The organism is Lysobacter sp. CC-YZS074, assembly GCF_056739745.1.
In genome coordinates this window covers 1,927,488-1,946,877 of the sequence record NZ_CP200301.1, presented here as the reverse complement: position 1 = coordinate 1,946,877, position 19,390 = coordinate 1,927,488, and the positions used below count along the sequence as shown (strand labels likewise).

General features: G+C 69.1%; 17 protein-coding genes. 10 read left to right on the top strand and 7 right to left on the bottom strand.

Annotated features, from left to right (window positions below; translation table 11 throughout):
• Window positions 1-62 precede the first annotated feature (62 nt).
• The 6 genes from U8331_RS08760 to U8331_RS08735 form a co-directional block, all read right to left on the bottom strand.
• Window positions 63-1,133, bottom strand: a complete 1,071-nt coding sequence (locus U8331_RS08760; protein WP_481130664.1) for a lipid A deacylase LpxR family protein — start codon at window positions 1,131-1,133, stop codon at window positions 63-65.
• A gap of 28 nt (window positions 1,134-1,161) precedes the next feature.
• Window positions 1,162-1,770 (bottom strand): TetR/AcrR family transcriptional regulator, encoded by a 609-nt coding sequence (locus U8331_RS08755; protein WP_481130663.1) that lies wholly within the window; start codon window positions 1,768-1,770, stop codon window positions 1,162-1,164.
• The gene (locus U8331_RS08750; RefSeq protein ID WP_481130662.1) at window positions 1,767-3,182 is read right to left on the bottom strand and encodes an efflux transporter outer membrane subunit; all 1,416 of its coding nucleotides are present in this window, start codon (window positions 3,180-3,182) and stop codon (window positions 1,767-1,769) included. The genes U8331_RS08755 and U8331_RS08750 overlap by 4 nt, the downstream gene beginning before the upstream one ends.
• Complete coding sequence (locus tag U8331_RS08745; protein WP_481130661.1) at window positions 3,179-6,355, bottom strand: efflux RND transporter permease subunit; 3,177 nt, start codon at window positions 6,353-6,355, stop codon at window positions 3,179-3,181. Before U8331_RS08745 ends, U8331_RS08750 begins: the two co-directional genes overlap by 4 nt.
• Window positions 6,356-6,367: 12 nt before the next feature.
• Window positions 6,368-7,651, bottom strand: coding sequence for an efflux RND transporter periplasmic adaptor subunit (locus tag U8331_RS08740; RefSeq protein ID WP_481130660.1), 1,284 nt, complete (start codon window positions 7,649-7,651; stop codon window positions 6,368-6,370).
• A 162-nt stretch (window positions 7,652-7,813) separates the two neighbouring features.
• Entirely contained in the window at window positions 7,814-9,610 is a 1,797-nt protein-coding gene (locus U8331_RS08735; protein WP_481130659.1) for a M14 family metallopeptidase, read from the bottom strand.
• Between the two features lie 135 nt (window positions 9,611-9,745).
• Between U8331_RS08735 and U8331_RS08730 the strand changes: the two genes are divergently transcribed.
• From U8331_RS08730 to U8331_RS08690, 9 genes are all read left to right on the top strand, one after another.
• Window positions 9,746-11,392 (top strand): POT-type proton-dependent oligopeptide transporter, encoded by a 1,647-nt coding sequence (locus U8331_RS08730; RefSeq protein WP_481130658.1) that lies wholly within the window; start codon window positions 9,746-9,748, stop codon window positions 11,390-11,392.
• A 35-nt stretch (window positions 11,393-11,427) separates the two neighbouring features.
• Complete coding sequence (locus tag U8331_RS08725; protein WP_481130657.1) at window positions 11,428-12,033, top strand: rhomboid family intramembrane serine protease; 606 nt, start codon at window positions 11,428-11,430, stop codon at window positions 12,031-12,033.
• A gap of 188 nt (window positions 12,034-12,221) precedes the next feature.
• Complete coding sequence (locus U8331_RS08720; protein WP_481130656.1) at window positions 12,222-13,109, top strand: hypothetical protein; 888 nt, start codon at window positions 12,222-12,224, stop codon at window positions 13,107-13,109.
• A 117-nt stretch (window positions 13,110-13,226) separates the two neighbouring features.
• Window positions 13,227-13,508: a GNAT family N-acetyltransferase gene (locus U8331_RS08715; protein ID WP_481130655.1), complete on the top strand. Its 282-nt coding sequence runs from the start codon at window positions 13,227-13,229 to the stop codon at window positions 13,506-13,508.
• 69 nt (window positions 13,509-13,577) lie between these two features.
• On the top strand, window positions 13,578-14,291 hold the full coding sequence (locus tag U8331_RS08710; protein WP_481130654.1) for a pseudouridine synthase: 714 nt from the start codon (window positions 13,578-13,580) through the stop codon (window positions 14,289-14,291).
• A gap of 94 nt (window positions 14,292-14,385) precedes the next feature.
• Complete coding sequence (locus U8331_RS08705) at window positions 14,386-15,351, top strand: DUF3298 and DUF4163 domain-containing protein (protein WP_481130653.1); 966 nt, start codon at window positions 14,386-14,388, stop codon at window positions 15,349-15,351.
• Window positions 15,348-15,734 (top strand): sensory rhodopsin transducer, encoded by a 387-nt coding sequence (locus tag U8331_RS08700; protein WP_481130652.1) that lies wholly within the window; start codon window positions 15,348-15,350, stop codon window positions 15,732-15,734. The genes U8331_RS08705 and U8331_RS08700 overlap by 4 nt, the downstream gene beginning before the upstream one ends.
• A gap of 38 nt (window positions 15,735-15,772) precedes the next feature.
• A complete protein-coding gene (locus U8331_RS08695) occupies window positions 15,773-15,880 on the top strand; it encodes a D-arabinono-1,4-lactone oxidase (protein WP_481130651.1) in 108 nt (35 codons plus the stop codon).
• Between the two features lie 61 nt (window positions 15,881-15,941).
• Window positions 15,942-16,271 carry a sensory rhodopsin transducer gene (locus U8331_RS08690; protein ID WP_481130650.1) on the top strand — a complete coding sequence of 110 codons (330 nt, stop codon included), beginning with the start codon at window positions 15,942-15,944 and terminating at the stop codon, window positions 16,269-16,271.
• A gap of 224 nt (window positions 16,272-16,495) precedes the next feature.
• On the opposite strand, the gene U8331_RS08685 is transcribed toward U8331_RS08690, so the two are convergent.
• Complete coding sequence (locus U8331_RS08685; RefSeq protein WP_481130649.1) at window positions 16,496-18,733, bottom strand: M3 family metallopeptidase; 2,238 nt, start codon at window positions 18,731-18,733, stop codon at window positions 16,496-16,498.
• A gap of 215 nt (window positions 18,734-18,948) precedes the next feature.
• Here U8331_RS08685 and U8331_RS08680 point away from each other — a divergent pair, with 215 nt between their 5' ends.
• On the top strand, window positions 18,949-19,386 hold the full coding sequence (locus U8331_RS08680) for a CBS domain-containing protein (protein ID WP_481130648.1): 438 nt from the start codon (window positions 18,949-18,951) through the stop codon (window positions 19,384-19,386).
• The last annotated feature ends 4 nt before the right edge of the window (window positions 19,387-19,390 follow it).

Below are 19,390 nucleotides of genomic sequence, written 5' to 3'. Positions count from 1 at the left end.
GGAAAACGGCATCGGACAGGACGTGCGAAGGCGTCCCTGGGGTCCGCCGGCCCGGCGGCCGTTCAGAACGCGCGGCTGATGGTGAAGCTCCCGTACGCCGGGAAGCGGTCCTGCCCCTCGAACTCCCGCGTGCGGAAGTAGCGCGCGAACGCCAGCTTGGTGCGCCCGCGGGTCACGGCGACGCCGATCGCCGCTTCCGCGACCCAGGGTTCCTTGTCGACACTGTGGCTGTTGCGGAAGGTGTTGCCGTCCAGCGTGATGTCCCGCAGGACACGCCGTACGTCCGCGGCGAGGAACCCGTGCCAGGCCCAGCCGCGGGTCCGGCGGGAATCCACCGGCGGCGCGGTGTTGTTGCCCGCGGGGCGGACCGGACTGGAGCCGAAGTCGTCCGGGAGGCGCTGGCCCAGGCGCAATTCGAAGCCGCCGTTGACCTGCGTGAGCAGGTTGCCGAAGGCGCCTCCCCAGTGGCTGATCGCGTCGAACTCCAGCGAGCCGGCGACCGGCACCACCGGACTGCGCAGCGACTGCTCATGGATGAGGTTGAGCACCGGCTCGTCATGGAGCTGGTGTTCCCAGCCCTGGAACTCGCGTGAACCGGTCACGTCGTGGATGAGCCCCTGGGTCGATTCGGCCAGCGATGCCGGACCCACCATGCCCACGGTGAGCTGGGTGGTGCGCAGGCGATTGTCCTTGCGCGCGTTGTAGCCGAAGCTCACCAGCAGCGCGCCGGCGTAGGGGCGGTCGTCCTCGATCAGGTCGGTGCGCTCCGGATCGGCCGGGGTGAAGATGCCCTGCGCGACGTGGACCACCATGTTCTGCTGGTCGAATCCTTCCGGCTGCAGCCGCGCCAGGTACGTGTTGAGCCACCGCGCCGGCGCCGGAAGACACGGGTCGTCGACGTAGTCGCGCAGGTTGGGCGAGACCATGCTGAGCATGACGCCGCTGGTGTAGCCCTCGTCCTGGTTGGCGAACAGGTCGTTGTCGATCCGCAGGCTGACCACCGGCGGGTACGCCTGCATGGTCGACGTTTCGGGGCAGCGGTCGGCGGCCAGCGCGGGGGTGGCGCAAGCGGCGATCAGGCCGGACGCCAGGCACACGGCGAGGGGGAGGGCGGGCCGGCGGGGCGGTCGCATGGCGGGGATACCGGAGCGGTCGGCGAGGTCAGGGTTTCATCAGCAGCGGCACGATCTCGCGCAAGGCCGTATCGAGCAGGGCGCGGTCGAGGTCGGGTTCACGGGTCTCGCGGATCTTCAGGCCTTCCACCAGCACCTGCAGCAGCAATGCCCGCGACTGCGCCAGCGGGGTCGGCAGGCCGTGGCCGTCGCGTTCGCGCGGCCCGGACAGCCACTCGACCAGGGCGGCCCGCAGGGTGCGGTCGAACTCGTCCAGCGCGGCGGCGATCTGCGGGTCGCGGGTGGCCTCGGCCGAGATCTCCAGCAGCAGCGCGGAGTTCATCCCGCGACCCTGCTTGGTGCACGACTGCCCGTAGTGCGACGCCAGTTCGGCCGCCAGGTCGACTTTGCGGTGGAGCTTGATGTCGTCGCGCAGCAGCTCGAGCTGGCGCTGCACGATGGCCAGGATGATCGCGCTCTTGTTCTCGAAGTAGCGGTAGATCAAGCCGGCGCTCATGCCCGCCGTGTCGGCGATGCTCGCCATGCTGGCGCCGTGGAAGCCGTTCTCGATGAAGCAGCGCTGCGCCGCATCGAGGATGCGGGCGCGCTGCTTCTCGGCGCGCTCCTGGGCCTTGTCCGACTGCTCGCTGGTGTTCATGTGCCGGTTTCCGTCCAGCCCCCGCCCAGTGCCTTGTACAGGGTGACGCGGTTTGCCTGTTCGGCCAAGCGGGTGGCGACCAGTTGCTGCCGCGCGGCATAGAGCGTGCGCTGGGCGTCGAGCAGGACCAGGAAGCTGTCCTGACCGGCGTCATAGCGCGCCTGGGAGAGGTCGTGCGCGCGCGTGGCGGCCTCGAGCAGCGCCTCCTGAGCCTCGCGCTGGCCGGCGAGGCTACGTGAACGCGCCAGCGCGTCGGCGACATCGCGGAAGCCGCTCTGGATCGCCTTCTCGTACTCGGCCAGGGCGATGTCGCGATCGGCGTTGGCCACGCCCAGGGCGGCCCGCAGGCGCCCGCCCTGGAAGATCGGCAGGGTGATCCTCGGGATGAAGCTCCAGCCGACGGTGCCGCTGTCGAACAGGCCCGAAAGCTCGTTGCTGGCGCTGCCGACGCTGCCGGTCAGGCTGATCGACGGGAAGAATGCCGCGCGGGCGGCGCCGATGTCGGCGTTGGCGGCGCGCAGGCGGTACTCGGCGGCGAGCACGTCGGGGCGACGCAGCAGGACTTCGGACGGCAATCCGGCCGGCAGCGGACCGAGCCCACTGACCTGAGGGGTAAAGGCATCGGGCAGCAGCGAAGGGTCGACCGGGCCACCGGCGAGCAGGGTCAGCGCATTGATGTCCTGTGCGACCTGGCCCTCGAACCGGGCGACGTCGGAGCGCGCGGTTTCCAGCTGGGTCCGGGCCTGGCTCAGCACCAGGCCCGACACCGCCCCGAGTTCATGGCGGCGCTGGTTGAGCTCGAACGACGCCTGCTGGCTCTCCAGCGTGGCGGTGGCGATCGCCAGCAGCTCCCGGTCGGCGCCCAGTGTCAGCCAGCTGTTGGCGACTTCGGCGATCAGCGCCAGTTGCGCGCTGCGCCGCGCCTCTTCGGTGGCGAAGTACTGCTGCAGCGCGGCCTCGCTGAGGTTGCGCACGCGGCCGAACAGGTCGAGTTCGAAACCGGCGATGCCCACGTTGGCCGAATAGCTTTCGGACACGTCGAGGTCGTCGCCGCCGGTGCGCGTCATTTCGACGCTGCCGGCCACCGAGGGCAGGCGGTCGGCGCGCTGCACGCGGTACAGCGATCGTGCACGCTCGACGTTGAGCACGGCGACACGCAGGTCGCGGTTGTTGTCGAGCGCCTGCGCCACCACGGCGTCGAGCCGCGGGTCGGCGAAAAAGTCGCGCCAGCCGATGTCGGCGACCTCCCGCGCCGGCGTGGTGCCGGTCGCATCGGACGGGGTCTCGGCGGGCAGCGGCCATTCGGTCGGGACCGACGGCGTGGCCTCGGGCAGGTCGGGTTCGAGGGTGGCGCAGCCGGCGACGAACAGCGTCGTCGCCAGCGCGAGGGTTGAAACGAGGGGACGGATCATTGCGGGGCTCCTGCCGGGTCGGTCGGCGCTTGGCCGTCGTCCGGCGTGGTGGCGGTGCGGCGCTTGCCGAACAGGCGCTGGACGACCACGAAGAACAGGGGAATGAAGAACAGGCCGAGTGCGGTGCCGACGATCATGCCGCCGAGCACGCCGGTGCCGATCGCGCGCTGCGCACCCGAGCCGGCACCGCCGGCGAGGGCCAGTGGCAGCACGCCCAGGCCGAACGCGAGCGAGGTCATCAGGATCGGGCGCAGGCGGTCGCGCACGGCCGTCATGGTGGCCGCGATCACGTCCATGCCCTTTTCCAGGTTCTCCTTGGCGAACTCGACGATCAGGATCGCGTTCTTGCTGGTCAGGCCCACGGTGGTGAGCATCGCCACCTGGAAGTAGATGTCGCGCTCCATCCCGCGCATCGTGTTGGCCAGCACGGCACCGAGGATGCCCAGCGGGGCGACCAGCAGTACCGCGGTCGGCACCGACCAGCTCTCGTACAGCGCCGCCAGGCACAGGAACACGATCAGCAGCGACAGCGTGTACAGCAGCGGGGTCTGCGAACCGGCCTCGCGCTCCTGGTAGGACAGCGCGGTCCAGGCGACCGAGAAGCCGGGCGGCAGTTCGCCGGCGATGCGCTCGATCTCGGCCATCGCGTCACCCGACGCCACGCCCGGCGCCGCCTCGCCCTGGATCTCCATCGCCGGCACGCCGTTGTAGCGCTCCAGCCGCGGCGAGCCGTAGTCCCAGTGCGAACGGGCGAACGCGGAGAACGGCACCATCTCGCCCTGGTCGTTCTTGACCGACCACAGGTTGAAGTCCTCCGGCGTCATGCGGAACGGCGCATCGGCCTGGACGTAGACGCGCTTGACCCGGCCGCGGTCGACGAAGTCGTCGATGTACCGGCCGCCCCAGGCCGCCGACAGCGTCGCATTGATCGCGTCCATCGACAGGCCCAGTGCGGCGGCCTTGTCGGTATCGACGTCGATGCGGAACTGCGGGGTGTCCTCCTGGCCGTTCGGACGCACGTTGGCCAGCAGTTCGCTCTGCCCGGCGGCACCGAGGAGCTGGTTGCGCGCCGCCAGCAGCGCCTCGTGGCCCTGGCCGGCATTGTCCTGCAGGTAGAACGAGTAACCGGCGGCCATGCCCAGCTCCGGCATCGCCGGCGGGGCGAAGGCGAAGATCATCGCGTCCTTGACCTGCATGAGCGCGCCCATCGCGCGGCCGGCGACCGCATCGATCGACATCGCCTCGTCGGTACGTTCGTCCCAGTCCTTGAGCTTGATGAAGGCCATGCCGGCGTTCTGGCCCATGCCGGCGAAGCTGAAGCCCTGCACGCTGAACACCGACTCGACCACTTCGGTCTCGTTCTGCAGGAAGTGATCCTCGAGCTTCCTGATCGACTCCATCGTGCGCTCCTGGGTGGAGCCGACCGGCGCCGACACCAGCGCCATCAGCACGCCCTGGTCCTCGTTGGGCAGGAAGGAGGAGGGCAGGCGCACGAACATCACGCCCATCACCAGCACCATCGCCGCGAAGATCGCCAGGAACCGGCCCGGGCGGCCCAGCACGCCACGCACGCCGCGCTGGTATTTGTTGCTGCCCTGGTCGAACTTGCGGTTGAACCAGCCGAAGAAGCGCGCCATCAGTCCGGTGCCGCTGTCGTGGTGCTCGCCCTTCTTCAGCGGCTTGAGCATCGTCGCGCACAGCGCCGGGGTCAGCACGATCGCGACCAGCACCGACAGCGCCATCGCGGATACGATCGTCGCGGAGAACTGGCGGTAGATGACGCCGGTCGAGCCGGACATGAAAGCCATCGGCACGAACACCGCCGACAGCACCAGGCCGATGCCGACCAGCGCGCCGGTGATCTGCTTCATCGATTTGCGGGTGGCCTCCAGCGGCGACAGGCCTTCCTCGCTCATGATGCGCTCGACGTTCTCCACCACGACGATGGCGTCGTCGACCAGCAGGCCGATCGCCAGCACCATCGCGAACATCGTCAGCATGTTGATCGAGAAGCCCAGCGCGGCCAGGATGCCGAAGGTTCCGAGCAGCACCACCGGCACCGCGATCGTCGGGATCAGGGTGGCGCGGAAGTTCTGCAGGAACAGGTACATCACCAGGAACACCAGCACGATCGCTTCGAGCAGGGTGTGGATCACGCCCTCGATCGACACCTGCACGAACGGCGTGGTGTCGAACGGCACCACCGCCTTGAGCCCGGCGGGGAAGTACGGCGACAGCTCGTCAAGCGCTTCCTTGACGCCCGCCGCGGTATCCAGTGCGTTGGCCCCCGTGGCCAGCGAGATGGCGATGCCGCTGGCGGGTTTGCCGTTGTAGCGGGTGATGAAGTCGTAGGTCTCCGCGCCGAGTTCGACCCGCGCGATCTCGCCCAGCTTCAGCACCGACCCGTCGGCGTTGCTGCGCACGACGATGTCGCGGAACTGCTCCGGCGTCTGCAGCCGGTCCTGGGCGTTGATGGTGGCGTTGAGCTGCTGGCCGTCGATGGCCGGGGTGCCGCCGAGCTGGCCGATCGCGACCTGGGCGTTCTGCGCCTGGATGGCGGCGATCACCTCGGGCACCGCGAGGCCATAGGTGTCGAGCTTGTTCGGGTCCAGCCAGATCCGCATCGCGTACTTGGCACCGAACACCTGGATGTTGCCCACGCCCGGCACGCGGCTGAGCGGGTCGACCAGGTTGGCGCCGACGTAGTCGGAGATGTCGACGCGGTCCATGCTGCCGTCCTCGGACACGAAGCCGATCACCTGCAGGAAGCCGCTGGCCGACTTGCTGACGTTGACGCCCTGCCGCTGGACCTCCTGCGGCAGCAGCGGCATTGCCAGCTGCAGCTTGTTCTGCACCTGCACCTGGGCGATGTCGGGGTCGGTCCCGCTCTCGAAGGTCAGGGTGATGGTGGCCATGCCGTTGGAGGCGCTGTTGGCCGAGAAGTAGAGCAGGCCGTCGAGGCCGGTCATGTTCTGCTCGATGACCTGGGTCACCGAGTTCTCGACCACCTGCGCCGAGGCGCCGGGATAGGTCGCGCGGATCTCGACCGACGGCGGCGCCACGGTCGGGTACATCGACACCGGCAGGGTGGTGATCGCCAGCGTGCCGGCGAGCATGATGATGATCGCGATCACCCACGCGAAGATGGGGCGATCGATAAAGAAGCGTGCCATGTGTTTCTCCGCTTACTGCTGCGAGGCCGGGGCGTCGGCTGCCGGTCCGGCGGCGTCGGGGGCCGACGCGTCTTCCGTGCCGGCGCCACCGACGGGTGCCTGCTCCGCGGCTCCGGCGTCCGCCGCCGGCTGACCGGCGGCTCCGCCTGGCGCCGCCTCGCTGCCCTTCTCGGTGGCCTGCACCGGCATGCCCGGCTGGATCTTCTGCAGGCCCTCGACGATGACCCTGTCGCCCGCGGCCAGGCCGCTCTCGACCAGCCACCGGTCGCCGACGGTGCGGCTGACCTTGACCGGCCGCACCTCGACCGTGCCGTCCTGGCCGACCACCATCGCGGTGGTGTTGCCCTTCGGGTCGCGGGCGATGCCCTGCTGCGGCACCAGGATGCCGTCCTCGCGCACTCCGCTGCCGACCACCGCGCGCACGTACATGCCGGGCAGCAGCAGGTGGTCGGGGTTGTCCACCACCACGCGCAGCGAATAGCTGCCGGTGGTCGGATCGACGGTCACTTCGGAGAACGCCAGCCGGCCCTCGTGGGCGTAGGTGCTGCCGTCCTCAAGGAGGATGGTCACCGGCATTTCGCCGGTGCTTTCCAGATCGCCGGCCGCCAGGCCCTTGCGCAGCGCCAGCAGTTCGGTGGCCGACTGGGTGAGGTCGACGTAGATCGGGTCCAGCTGCTGCACGGTGGCGAGCGGGGTCGCCTGGTTGGCGGTGACCAGGGCGCCGCGGGTGACCGCCGACTTGCCGATCCGCCCGGTGATGGGCGAGGTGATGCGGGCGTAGCCGAGGGTGACGTTGCTGCGCTGCAGGGCGGCGCGGGCGACGCCGACGTCGGCTTCGGCCTGGCGCAGGGCGGCGGTCGCGTTTTCGGCGTCCTGCCTGCTGACCGCGTCGATTTTCGCGAGCTCGGCCGTGCGCGCGGCGGTCAGGCGCGCGGAGGTGAGGGTGGCCTCCGCGCGGGCGAGCGCCGCACGCGCGCTGGCGGCGTCGGCGCTGTAGGTCGCGTCCTCCAGCTGGTACAGCGGCTGGCCGGCCTCGACCTGTCCGCCTTCGGTGAACAGGCGGCGGTCGACGATTCCGGTCACCTGCGGACGGACCTCGGCGACCAGGGACGGGTGGGTGCGACCCGGCAATTCGCGGGTCAGGGTGACGGGTGCCGCCTCGAGCGTCACCACGGTCACCGGAGCGGCGGCCATCTGCGCCGGTGCGGGATCCCCGCTGCAGGCGGCCAGCGCAAGGGAGAGGGCGAGGGGCAGGAACAGGGCGCGGCCGACCGTGCGGCGGGGGGGCTGGGTCATGGGAAGTTCGTCCGGAAAGAAAAAGGGGCCGCGAGGCCCGTTCATGTGCGTAAGAATGAATGATCATTCTTTTTTTGTCAAAGGCCGCTCACCCCCGGCCGCCCGTCCGTCGGATGGAACGAAAAAAGGCGCCCCGTCATGGGGCGCCTCGCGGTCTCACCGTCAGCGCGGTGCGCGGTCGGTGCGCAGCACCGGATAGAGGTTGAAGCGATCGTCGTACGAGGAGTGGCGGCGATAGAAGAAGTCCAGGCGCTCGCGCGGACTGGCGGCGAACTCCTCATCCTCGCGCAGCCGCTTTTCGAACTCCGCCTTCAGCCGGGCGTCGCTGTCCAGCATCTCGCGGGCGACCGCTTCGGCCACGTAGTCCTCCATGTACTCCTTGCGCTCGAAGGCGTTGTTGAATTCACCCCAGGCGGCCAGCGCGTCCGGCGCCTGCGGCTCCAGAATCGCCATCACCAGGCGGGCCTTGGCCTGTGCGATCGGGACGAACAGGGCGCCGGCGGCCAGATCGTGGGCTTCGCGCTCCCACTGCCCCTCCAGTTCGAGCCGCTGGTGGCCTTCGACCGGTTGCGCGGCGAACTCGCGGGACTCGGCGCGGAAGGCTTCGACCCTGGCGTCGGACAGCGCCTGCTCCAGCCGGCGATAGTCGATGTCGTGGCGGTCCAGCCGTTCGGCGACCCACGCCGCGTGAGCGGCCGGCACCAGGTAGCCGGCCCCGGGGGCGTCGACCACCAGATCAGGCTGCACGTCGTCGCACAGCGGCACCGTCCAGGTCTGCGGCGTGTCCTCGTCGTAGCGGGTCATGATCCCGCCGGATACCGCAGACGGCGTGCGGGTGTAGGCGTAGCCGAGGAAGTCGATCTGCCGGCACTCGTCGCTCGCGTCGAAAGACAACGCTACCGGGTCGCCGCCGAGCTTGCGCGCCCGCGTGTCGGCCGCCTGCGCCAGCGACAGCCATTGCCCGCCATGTTCGGCGACCTGCCCGAGCACCGCGAGGATGGCGTCGTGGGTGGACTTCACCCGGTGCGGGTACTCGCGCCACGAGTGGGTCTCCACCAGCATGCCCAGCCGGTTGCGCAGCTGCATGTAGCCGTGCGAGAAGCGCGGCGTGGCGACGCCGTCCTCGAAGCCCGACGCCGGATTGTCGTACTGCACGAACGACGGGTAGAACGGCAGCGGCAGCGAACCGTGCCCGGCGAGGTAGGCGATGGTGTTGCCGCGCAGCGCCTTGCCCGCCGCGCGCAGGGCCGGGTCGCCGCTGTTGACCGGCTCGACCTGGATCGAGACGTCGTGCTGGAACTTGGCGCCGTCGGTAACGTGCAGGTCGACGTAGGCCAGCGGGTCCCAGCGGTTGATCAGGCCCAGCATTGCCTGCATCTCGGGCGAGTCGGCCTTCACGTAGTCGCGGTTGAGGTTGTAGTTCTGCGCGGTGGTGCGCCAGCCCATCTCCTTCGGACCGCGCTGGTTGGGCCGGTTCCACGCGCCGAAGCGCTCGTGGCCGTCGACGTTGAACACCGGCACGAACAGGAAGACCTGCTTTTCCAGCACGTCGGCCGGGACGTCGGCCGCCTCGCCCTCCAGCAGCTCGCGCAGGGCGAGGAAGCCGGCGTCCTTGCCATCGATCTCGCCGGCGTGGATGCCGCCCTGCATCAGCGTCACCGGCAGGCCTTGCTGCGTGGCTGCCTCGGGCGTGAACGCACCGCTGCGGGTGACCACCAGCAGCTTCATCGGCCGGCCCTCGGGGCTGGTGCCGAACGTCTCGCAGCGCACCGCGTCCGGGTAGCGCGCGGCGAATGCGTCGCACAGCGCGATGACCTCGTCGTAGCGGCCGGTCTCGATGAAGCCGCTGCGCTCGGACACCGTGGTCAACGGCGCGTCCTGCGCGGCGGCGGGGAGGGCGGTGGCGAGCAGGCCGGCGAGCACGACGGCGAGCGGGGCGGAGCGCAGCAAACGGGTCATCGGGCGGTTCTCGTTGAAATCCGGCGCCGATGGTAACGGCCCGCGCGCGGGGGCGCCCGGCACCGGCGCGCGGCCCGGCGGTTCGGGTAGGCTTGGCCACTTCGCCCAGCGCCTCCGTCCAGGATTCCGCCGCAGATGACGACAACCGCAACGGCCCCGGCCGCCGCGGGCAGGATGCCCCGCCAGATCCCCTACATCATCGGCAACGAAGCCTGCGAACGCTTCAGCTTCTACGGGATGCGCAACATCCTGGTGCCGTTCCTGATCAGTTCGGTGCTGTTGCAGTACATCCCGGCGGGGATCGACCGCGAGTCGGCCGCGAAGGACGTGTTCCACACCTTCGTCATTGGCGTGTACTTCTTCCCGCTGCTGGGCGGCTGGCTGTCGGACCGGTTCTTCGGCAAGTACAACACCGTCCTGTGGTTCTCGCTGATCTACTGCGCCGGCCACGCCTGCCTGGCCATGTTCGAGAACAGCCGCACAGGATTCTTCACCGGCCTGTTCCTGATCGCGTTCGGGTCCGGCGGCATCAAACCGCTCGTGGTGTCGTTCTGCGGCGACCAGTTCGACCAGACCAACAAGGACAAGGCGAAGATCGTCTTCGACGCGTTCTACTGGATCATCAACTTCGGCTCGTTCTTCGCCTCGCTGTTCGCGCCGCTGCTGCTGCGCCACTACGGGCCGTCGATGGCGTTCGGCGTGCCGGGCGTGCTGATGTTCATCGCGACCTTCGTGTTCTGGCTGGGGCGCCGGCAGTACGTCAACGTGCCGCCGTCGGGCGCGGACCCGGATTCCTTCCTGTCGGTCTCGCGCACGGCGCTGCTGGCACGCGCATCCGGGCAGGGACGGCCGGCTTCTGGAAGGCCCGGGCTGGTGATCGCGGCCATCGGCGTCGCGGTCGCGGTCGGCCTGTTGCTGCTGTGGGCGCTGTCGCTGGGCGGCATGGCGCCGGGCTGGTGGCCGGATGATTTCGGCTTCGTCATCAGCGCCTGCCTGGCGCTGGGCGTGCTGATCGCGTTCGGCGGCGTGGGCACCTCGATGCAACTCGACCGTGCGCGCGGGATCCATCCGGATGCCGCGGTCGACAGCGTGCGCGGCGTGCTGCGGGTGCTGATCGTGTTCGCGCTGGTGACGCCGTTCTGGTCCCTGTTCGACCAGAAGGCCTCGACCTGGATCATCCAGGGCCGCGAGATGGTGGTGCCGCACGACCGCTGGTGGTGGCCGAGCTGGCTGGTGATGGAGCCGGCGCAGATGCAGGCGCTGAACCCCTTGCTGGTGATGCTGCTGATCCCGTTCAACAACATCGTGCTGTACCCGGCGCTGCGGCGGATGGGCTTCCAGGTCACCGCGCTGCGGCGGATGGGTTGGGGCATCGCATTCTCCGGCGTGGCGTGGGTCGCGGCCGGCGTGATCCAGCTGTGGATCGACGGCGGCGACGAGGTGTCGCTGGCCTGGCAGACGCTGCCCTACGCGCTGCTGACCTTCGGCGAGGTGCTGGTATCGGCGACCGCGCTGGAGTTCGCCTACAGCCAGGCCACGCAGTCGATGAAGGGCGTGATCATGGCGTTCTGGTATCTCACCAGCACCTTCGGCAGCCTGTGGGTGCTGATCACCAACGCGGCGGTCCGCAACGACGCGGTCACCGCCGGCATCGCCGGCACCGGCTACAGCGAGAACGCGTTCCTGATGTTCTTCTTCGCGGCATTCGCGTTCGTGGCGGCGCTGGCATTCGCGCTGTACGCGCGGCGCTATCCGATGCAGGACAACTACCGCGTCGCCTGACCGCGGCCTGACACCCGACCACACCGGAATCCCCAATGCTGACCCTGATAATCATCGGCGTGACCGTCCTGGTCACCTGGCTTGCCTTCAACAATCCGCGTCTGCTGGACCGCCTGATCCTGTGGCCGCCGGCGATCGACCGGCAGAAGCAGGTCGACCGCCTGCTGACCCACGGCTTCATCCACGCCGACTGGCAGCACCTGCTGTTCAACATGATCACGCTGTTCTTCTTCGGCCGCTTCGCCGAGCAGGTGGTCTCGTCGCTGATCGGCCCGGTCGGGTTCGTGCTGTTCTACCTGTCGGCGATTGTCATCGCCATCCTGCCGACCTACCTGCGGCACCGGCACGACAGCCGCTACCGCAGCCTCGGCGCGTCGGGCGCGGTGTCGGCGGTGCTGTTCGCCTTCATCCTGGTCCAGCCGTGGTCGCTGATCTTCGTGTTCTTCCTGCCGGTGCCGGCGATCCTGTACGGCGTGTTCTACGTCGGCTACTCGTTCTGGATGGACCGGCAGGGTGGCGGCAACACCAACCACAACGCGCACCTGTCGGGCGCGATCTACGGCGTGCTGTTCATGCTGCTGATGGAGCCGCGGATCGGCGGGTTGTTCCTGCAGCGGCTGATGAGCCCGTCGTTCGGCTGACGGGTCGGGCCGCGGCGGCGGGGTCGTCCGCCGCCGCAGAACGGCAGGCATCGCCGCCAACGGAGGGCTCCGGACGGGCTGGCCACTCACCCGGCTTGCATGCGGGCCGTGGTATCGAGACAGGGCCCGGCAAACGCGCGATGCGCATCGCACCCGATGGCACGCCTGCCGAATCCGACGGAGGAGTGATGGCCACCACACCCAGCGCCCGCAAGAGCAGTCCGACCCGCCAGATCACGCCGACCGGCAAAAGGGCCGGTGGATCGACCGCCAGCAGGTCGACGTCCGGCTCGGGACGCGCCGGTTCCGCCGCCAGGGCGACTTCGACCGCGGAGGCCACCGCCGCTGAACTGAAGGCCCGCAAGAAAGCCGGCTCGAAGGCGGCGGGGACGTCGAGGCCCGCGCCGGCGACAACGAAGACCACCAAAACCACCAAGGCCGCCAAGATCGCCAAGACCAAGACCGCCACGGCGACGAAGACCGCGAAGGCGACCGGAAGCAGCAAGCCGGAAAAGGCGAGCGCGGCCAAGAAGGCAAGCAAGGCAGCCAAGGCCACGAAGGCCGCCAAGAGCACGAAGACGGCCAAGCCTACGAAGGCGGCCAAGAGCGCTAAGGCGGCCAAAGCCACGAAGGCGGCCAAGAGCACGAAGACCGCCAAGACCACGAAGGCGGCCCAAGCCGCGCAGCCCACCCCCACGCCGTCAGCGACGAAGAAGGCGGCCAAGCGCCCCGTCGCCAGAAAAACGGCCGTCCGCACCGGCGAAGCAGCCGCCCGCAAGGGCCCAGCCGGCGCCTCGGCACGCCGCCCGGACGGCGGTTCACGCAGGATCACGCCCGATCAGGCGCTCGCCAACACCAGGGAACTGCTGCAGGCCAAGCAGCAACAGGCGCGCCAAGAGCCGTCGTGGCAGGCGCTCGGTGGTCAGCCGGGCGATGGCGTACATGCCGGCTACCAGTCCAACCGGGCGGCCGAACAGGCCGAGGACCTGCATGCCGCGGAAGCACGCCTGCAGGGCACACAGGGCAGCATCAGCACGCACGACCGCCACAATCAGGGCAAGCGCGACAATCGTTGATATGGAGCAATGCACCGGTAGCGGTTCCGGCCGCTCCGGTGCCGGTGTTCGACACCGTCGCCAACCGGCCCGTTACCGTCTGCAAACCAGAAGCGCGCTTCATCCACAGGGGGCAGCATGTCCGAATCGTTCCAGATCCGCCACGAACCCGGCCAGCGTCATTTCGTCGTCAGCGTCGACAATATGGACGCGATACTCGACTACCGGCTGGAGGATCACTGCATGGTGATCACCCACACCAATGTCCCCGACGCGATCGGCGGGCGGGGCATTGCCGCGGAACTGACCCAGGCGGCCTTCGAGCACGCCCGCCGCGAGGGCTGGCAGGTCCGTCCCGCGTGCTCCTACGCCGCCGGCTGGGCGGAGCGGCACCCGGAATACAGCGAACTGCTCGGCTGAGCGGTCGCCGGGCTCGCCAATGACGGGGGGTTGTGCCAGCCTGTTCGCCCCCCGCGACCCGGCCCCCGCATGCGCCTCAACAAACACATCAGCGAAAGCGGCTTCTGCTCGCGCCGCGAAGCCGACCGGCTGATCGCCGAGGGGCGGGTCACCATCAACGGCGTGCGCGGGCGCGTCGGCTCGGAAGTGGGCGAGGGCGACGAGGTCCGGGTGGATGGCCAGGCGCTGCGCACGCGCACCGTCGCCAAGGGGCAGAAGCAGCACGTGTATATCGCCCTGAACAAGCCGGTCGGCGTGGTCTGCACGACCGAGTCGTCGGTGAAGGACAACATCGTCGACTTCGTCGGCCACGAGCGCCGGATCTTCCCGATCGGCCGGCTCGACAAGGACTCCGAAGGGCTGATCCTGCTCACCAGCAACGGCAACATCGTCAACGAGATCCTGCGCGCGGAGAACAAGCTGGAGAAGGAATACCTCGTGGCGGTCAACCACGAGGTGACGCCGGAGTTCCTGCGTGGCATGGCCAAGGGCGTGCCCGTGCACGGACAGATGACGCTGCCCTGCAAGACCGGCAAGCTGGGAAGGTTCGGTTTCCGGGTGGTGCTGGTGCAGGGCCTCAACCGGCAGATCCGCCTGATGGCGGCGCACTTCCGTTACCGGGTGAAGCAACTGGTGCGCGTGCGCATCGGCAACGTCAAGCTGGGCCGCCTGAAGATCGGCCAGTGGCGCAACTTGACCGACGCGGAACTGCGCGGCCTGCTGCCCCATCGCAGCGACTGGTAGCGCGAGGCCGCAACCTCCACGGCGGCGCAACTGCCTGCATCCGGGCGTCACATCGGCGGCGATAAGGTCGACCCCGGTCAACAGGGGCTGCCAAATGAAGGACACGAAACGGACGGGCGCGCGCTGCAGGGCCGCCTGCCTCGCCATGATGCTGGCCGGCATCGTCGCCTGCGACCGCGATGCGACGGCACCCGGGGAGGCTGCCGCCCCGGCGCCGGCACCGGGGGCGCCGACCGCCCCGGCCGCCCCGTCTACCGGCGGGAGCGCGGCACCGGTCGAGCTCGAGGACGTCTCCGAAGCCACCGCCGACTACATCATCGGGATCACCTACCCGCAGTCGGCGAACCAGTACCCCCTCCTGGCCGCGGAGCTGAAGCGGTACGCCGACGACGCCCGTGGTGAACTCATGGAATCGGTGCAGGCGCGGCAGCAGCGCGAGCCGGCCGGGGAGGGCAGCGAGGGCGCGACCATGTACGACCTCTCGCTGGCCTTCACCGAAGTGCTCGACAGCCCGCGGCTCGTCGCCTACGCCGCCGACGGCAGCATGTACACCGGTGGCGCGCACGGCATACCGCTGCTGGCGCGTTTCGTATGGCTGCCGGGCCAGGACCGGCGGCTCACCGCGGAGGCCCTGGTGCCGGAGCCGGGCGGCTGGGCCGCCATCGCCGGGTACGTGCGCGAGCAGCTGCATACCGCGCTGTCGCAGCGCGCCGAGAGCGATGGCCTGACGCCGGCCGAACGCAGTGGCCTGGTGCGCAACGCGGGCCGGATGATCGACGCCGGCACGGGCGCCGAACCCGAGAACTTCTCGCAGTTCGAGCCGGTGGTGGACGAGGCCGGCCGGGTCACCGGACTGCGCTTCGTGTTCGCGCCCTATCAGGTGGGGCCGTACTCCGACGGCACCCAGACCGTCGAGGTTCCCGCCGCGGTCCTGCTGCCGCACCTTGCGCCCGAATACCGGAGTCTTTTCCACGTCGCCACCCCGGCTCCGGCAGCGGGAGGCGAGCCCGCCACTGCCCAGCCCACTCCGGCTCCGCCTGTCGAGGAGACCACCCCATGAATGCAAGCGCCGGGCGCATCGGCCGTACCCGGTGGGCCATCGCCGAAGGGTACCTGCCGGGCTGGAGCAACGGTCCCGAGCCGCAGATGGCCAGCCACGAGACCTGCTGCATCCTCAATGCCTGCGATGAACCGGCGAACGTCCGGATCACGGTCTATTTCGAGGACCGCGAGCCGGTCGGCCCCTACACGGTGACGGTCGACCCGCGCCGCACCCGCCACCTGCGCTTCAACGAGCTGAGCGATCCCGAGCCGATTCCCACCGACGTGCCGTACGCCAGCGTGATCGAGTCGGACGTGCCCATCGTCGTGCAGCACACCCGCCTCGACTCGCGCCAGGCGGAGAACGCGCTGATGACGACGATCGCCTTCGGCGCGGACTGAGCACCCGCCGCGGCGATGGGCGAAGCTCGCTTGCTCCGATGTATCCCCGCTGGTCCGACTTCGCGCGGGTGCGGCAGGCCATGGACCCGCAGGGCACGTTCCTGACGCCATACCTGCGCGAACTGCTGGGAGTGCCGGCGCCATGAGCGATCTGCAGCAAGGCGACGCGGGCGCCCTGGGACGACGTCGCTGGGTCGTTTCGGCGGGGTGGATACCGGCGCGCTCCCACGGCGACGAACCGGTGTTCACCAGCGCGACGAACTGAGCCTGCTCAACACGGGCCACCGGCTCGCCAACGTTCGCATCACCGTGCTGTACGCCGCCCATGGCGAGGTCGGGCCCCACCGGATCGGCGTCGCGCCACGACGGCTGCGGCGGATCCGGGTCAACGACCTGATCTTTCCGGAAGCGGTGAGGCTGGAAGAGGCGTACGGGTTGCTGATCGAGAGTGACGTGCCGGTGGTGGTGCAGTTCACCCGCCAGGACACGCGGCAGCGTGAGAACGCCGGGATGCTCGCCACCGCCTGGCCGGGATAGGAGCGACGTGAGTCGCGAGCCACTGACCTCGCGCACGCTTGCGATCAACGCGATGTGTGATCGCACGATCGCCGCTACGCGTTTACCGGGAGGAATCGACGTGTCAGTGGGTCGCGACTCACGTCGCTCCTACGGACGCCACCCCTGACGCGGTCGAAGCCGCGGCACAAAAAAAAGCCGCCCGGATTGCTCCGGACGGCTTCGGTACTGCAAGGCCGGACGAATCAGTTGTTCGGCTTGGGTGCTTCCGGCGACGGGGCCTTCGGCGCGTCCGGTACCGCGGCGTCGTCGGCGACCGGGGCATTCAGGCCGCGGCGCTCCAGCAGCGGCTCGATCCGCGGCTCGTGGCCGGTGAAGTCGCGGAACAGCTGCAGCGCATCCTTGCTGCCGCCCTGCGAGAGCAGGCTGGCGCGGAAGTGATCGCCGTTCTCGCGGGTCAGGCCGCCGTTGTCCTTGATCCACGCCACCGTGTTGGCGTCGAGCACCTCGGACCAGATGTAAGCGTAGTAGCCGGCCGCGTAGCCACCCATGATGTGGCTGAAGTACGGGGTGCGGTAACGCGGCGGCACGGCTTCGAAATCGGTGCCGTTGGCGGCGAGCGCCCTGGCCTCGAAGTCCATCACGCCCGCTGCGTCCGGCACCTCGTCCAGCGCCAGCTGGTGCCAGCTCTGGTCCAGCATCGCCGCGCCGAGGTACTCGGTGGTGGCGAAGCCCTGGTTGAACTGGGCGCTGGCCAGCACCTTGTCCAGCAGCGCCTGCGGCATCGGCTCGCCGGTCTCGTGGTGCTTGGCGTAGTTGGCCAGCACGCTCGGCCAGTCGGCCCACATCTCGTTGACCTGCGACGGGAACTCGACGAAGTCACGCGGCACGCTGGTGCCCGAGAAGTACGGGTACTTCACGTCCGAGAACAGGCCGTGCAGCGCGTGGCCGAACTCGTGGAACATGGTGGTGACCTCGTCCCAGGTCATCAGGGTCGGCTTGCCTTCGGCCGGTTCCGGGATGTTGAGGTGGTTGGCCACCACCGGCAGGTTGCCGGTCAGCCCGGACTGGTCGACGTAGGAGTTCATCCACGCGCCGCCGCGCTTGGACTCGCGCTGGTACGGGTCGAAGATGAAGATGCCCTGCTGGCTGCCGTCCTTGTCGAACACGTCGTAGACGGTGACGTCCTCGTGGTAGACCGGCAGGTCGGTGCGCTGCTTGAAGCTCAGGCCGTAGAGCTGGTTGGCGGCGTAGAACACGCCGTTCTCCAGCACGTTCTTCATCTCGAAGTACGGCTTGAGCTGGTTCTCGTCGAAGTCGTACTCGGCCTGGCGGACCTTCTCGGCGTAGTAGGCCCAGTCCCACGGCTCCAGCTTGAAGGTCGGCTCGCCCTTGGCGGCCTGCTCCTTGTCGATCATCGCCTGCAGCTTGGCCGCCTCGGCCTTGGCATTGGCGACCGCGGCCGGGGCGAGCTGGTCGAGCATGGCGTTGACCGCTTCCGGCGTCTGCGCGGTCTCGTCGGCGAGCACGTAGGCGGCGTAGGTCGGGTAGCCGAGCATGTTGGCCTTCTCGATGCGCAGCTTGACCACGTCGGACACGATGCCGGTGTTGTCCCACTTGTTGGCGCGGCTGCCGCGGGCGACCGACGCCTTGTGGATGCGCTCGCGCAGGTCGCGGTTCTCGAGGTAGGTGTTCGGCGGCTGGCCGGTGGTGTTCTGCAGGGCGATCACGTACTTGCCGTCCAGTCCGCGCGACTTGGCGGCCTCGGCGGCGGCGGTGATGGCCTGCTCCGACAGGCCGGCCAGCTCCTCGACGGTGTCGACCACGATGGCCGAATCGTTGACCTCGGCCAGCACGTTCTGGCTGAAGGTCGTGCCCAGCTTGGCCAGCTCGCCGTTGATTTCCTTCAGGCGGGTCTTGTCGGCATCCGACAGCTTGGCGCCGGCGCGGACGAAATCGGTGTGGTAGCGCTCGATCAGGCGCACGCCCTGCGGGTCGAGGCCGAGGTCGTTGCGCTGCTCGTACAGCGACTCGATGCGCTCGAACAGCTTCGGGTTCAGCGAGATGGCGTCGCTGTGGGCCGACAGCTTCGGCGCGTACTCGGCCTGGATGGCCTTGCGCGCGTCATTGGTGTCGGCGCCGACCAGGCTGAAGAACACCGAAGCGGTGCGCGACAGGATGTCGCCGGATTCCTCCAGCGCGACGATGGTGTTTTCGAACGTCGCCGGCTCGGGGTTGTTGGCGATCGCCTCGACTTCCTTCAGGTGCTCGGCCATGCCGCGATCGAAGGCCGGGCCGAAATGGCTGTCCTTGATCTGGTCGAACCGCGGGTAGTGCAGCGGCAGCGGGCTTTCGGTGAAGAACGGATTGCTGGCGTCGGCGGTCACGGCGGTGTCGGCTTGTGGGTTGGCTTCGGACTGGGCGCACGCGGCGAGGCTGGTGGTCAGCGCGACGGCGAGCGCCAGGGCGAGGGGATGCTTCATCGGACGGGAACCTGCTCGAAAGGAACCCGAAGCCTACCGCAACGCCGTTTGGCGCCACCATGACGAAAGCCATGGTGGCCGGCCCCGCGGCATCCGGTCAGCGTTGCCGCCAGATCCGGCGAGGTGCCGGCAGTGCCGCGGCAAACGCGCGGGTCACGGACCGGTAACCGGAGGCGCGGCAGGGTGGACCTTCCCCCGCACCACCAGGAGTTTCCATGAACATGACCGTGAACAACGTGATGACCGCCCACCCGGCGTGCTGCACCGGCGACACCCCGTTGCGGGAAGTGGCGCGGATGATGGTGGAGAACGACTGCGGCGAGATCCCGGTGGTCGACAGCCGCGATTCGGGCCGTCCGGTCGGCGTCGTGACCGACCGTGACATAGCCGTGCGCATGGTCGCCGAGGGGCGCGACACCAACGCGGCCTGCGCGTCTGACTGCATGAGCTCGCCGGTGACTACGGTGCCGGAGAGTGCGTCACTGGCCGACTGCGCCCGCGCGATGGAACAGAACCAGATCCGCCGGGTGGTGGTGGTCGATGACTCCGGCGCGGTCTGCGGGATCGTGGCGCAGGCCGACATCGCGCTGGCCGGACGCGACCGCACCACGGGCGAGGTGGTGGAACAGGTGTCGCGTCCGACCGCGCATTGATCGC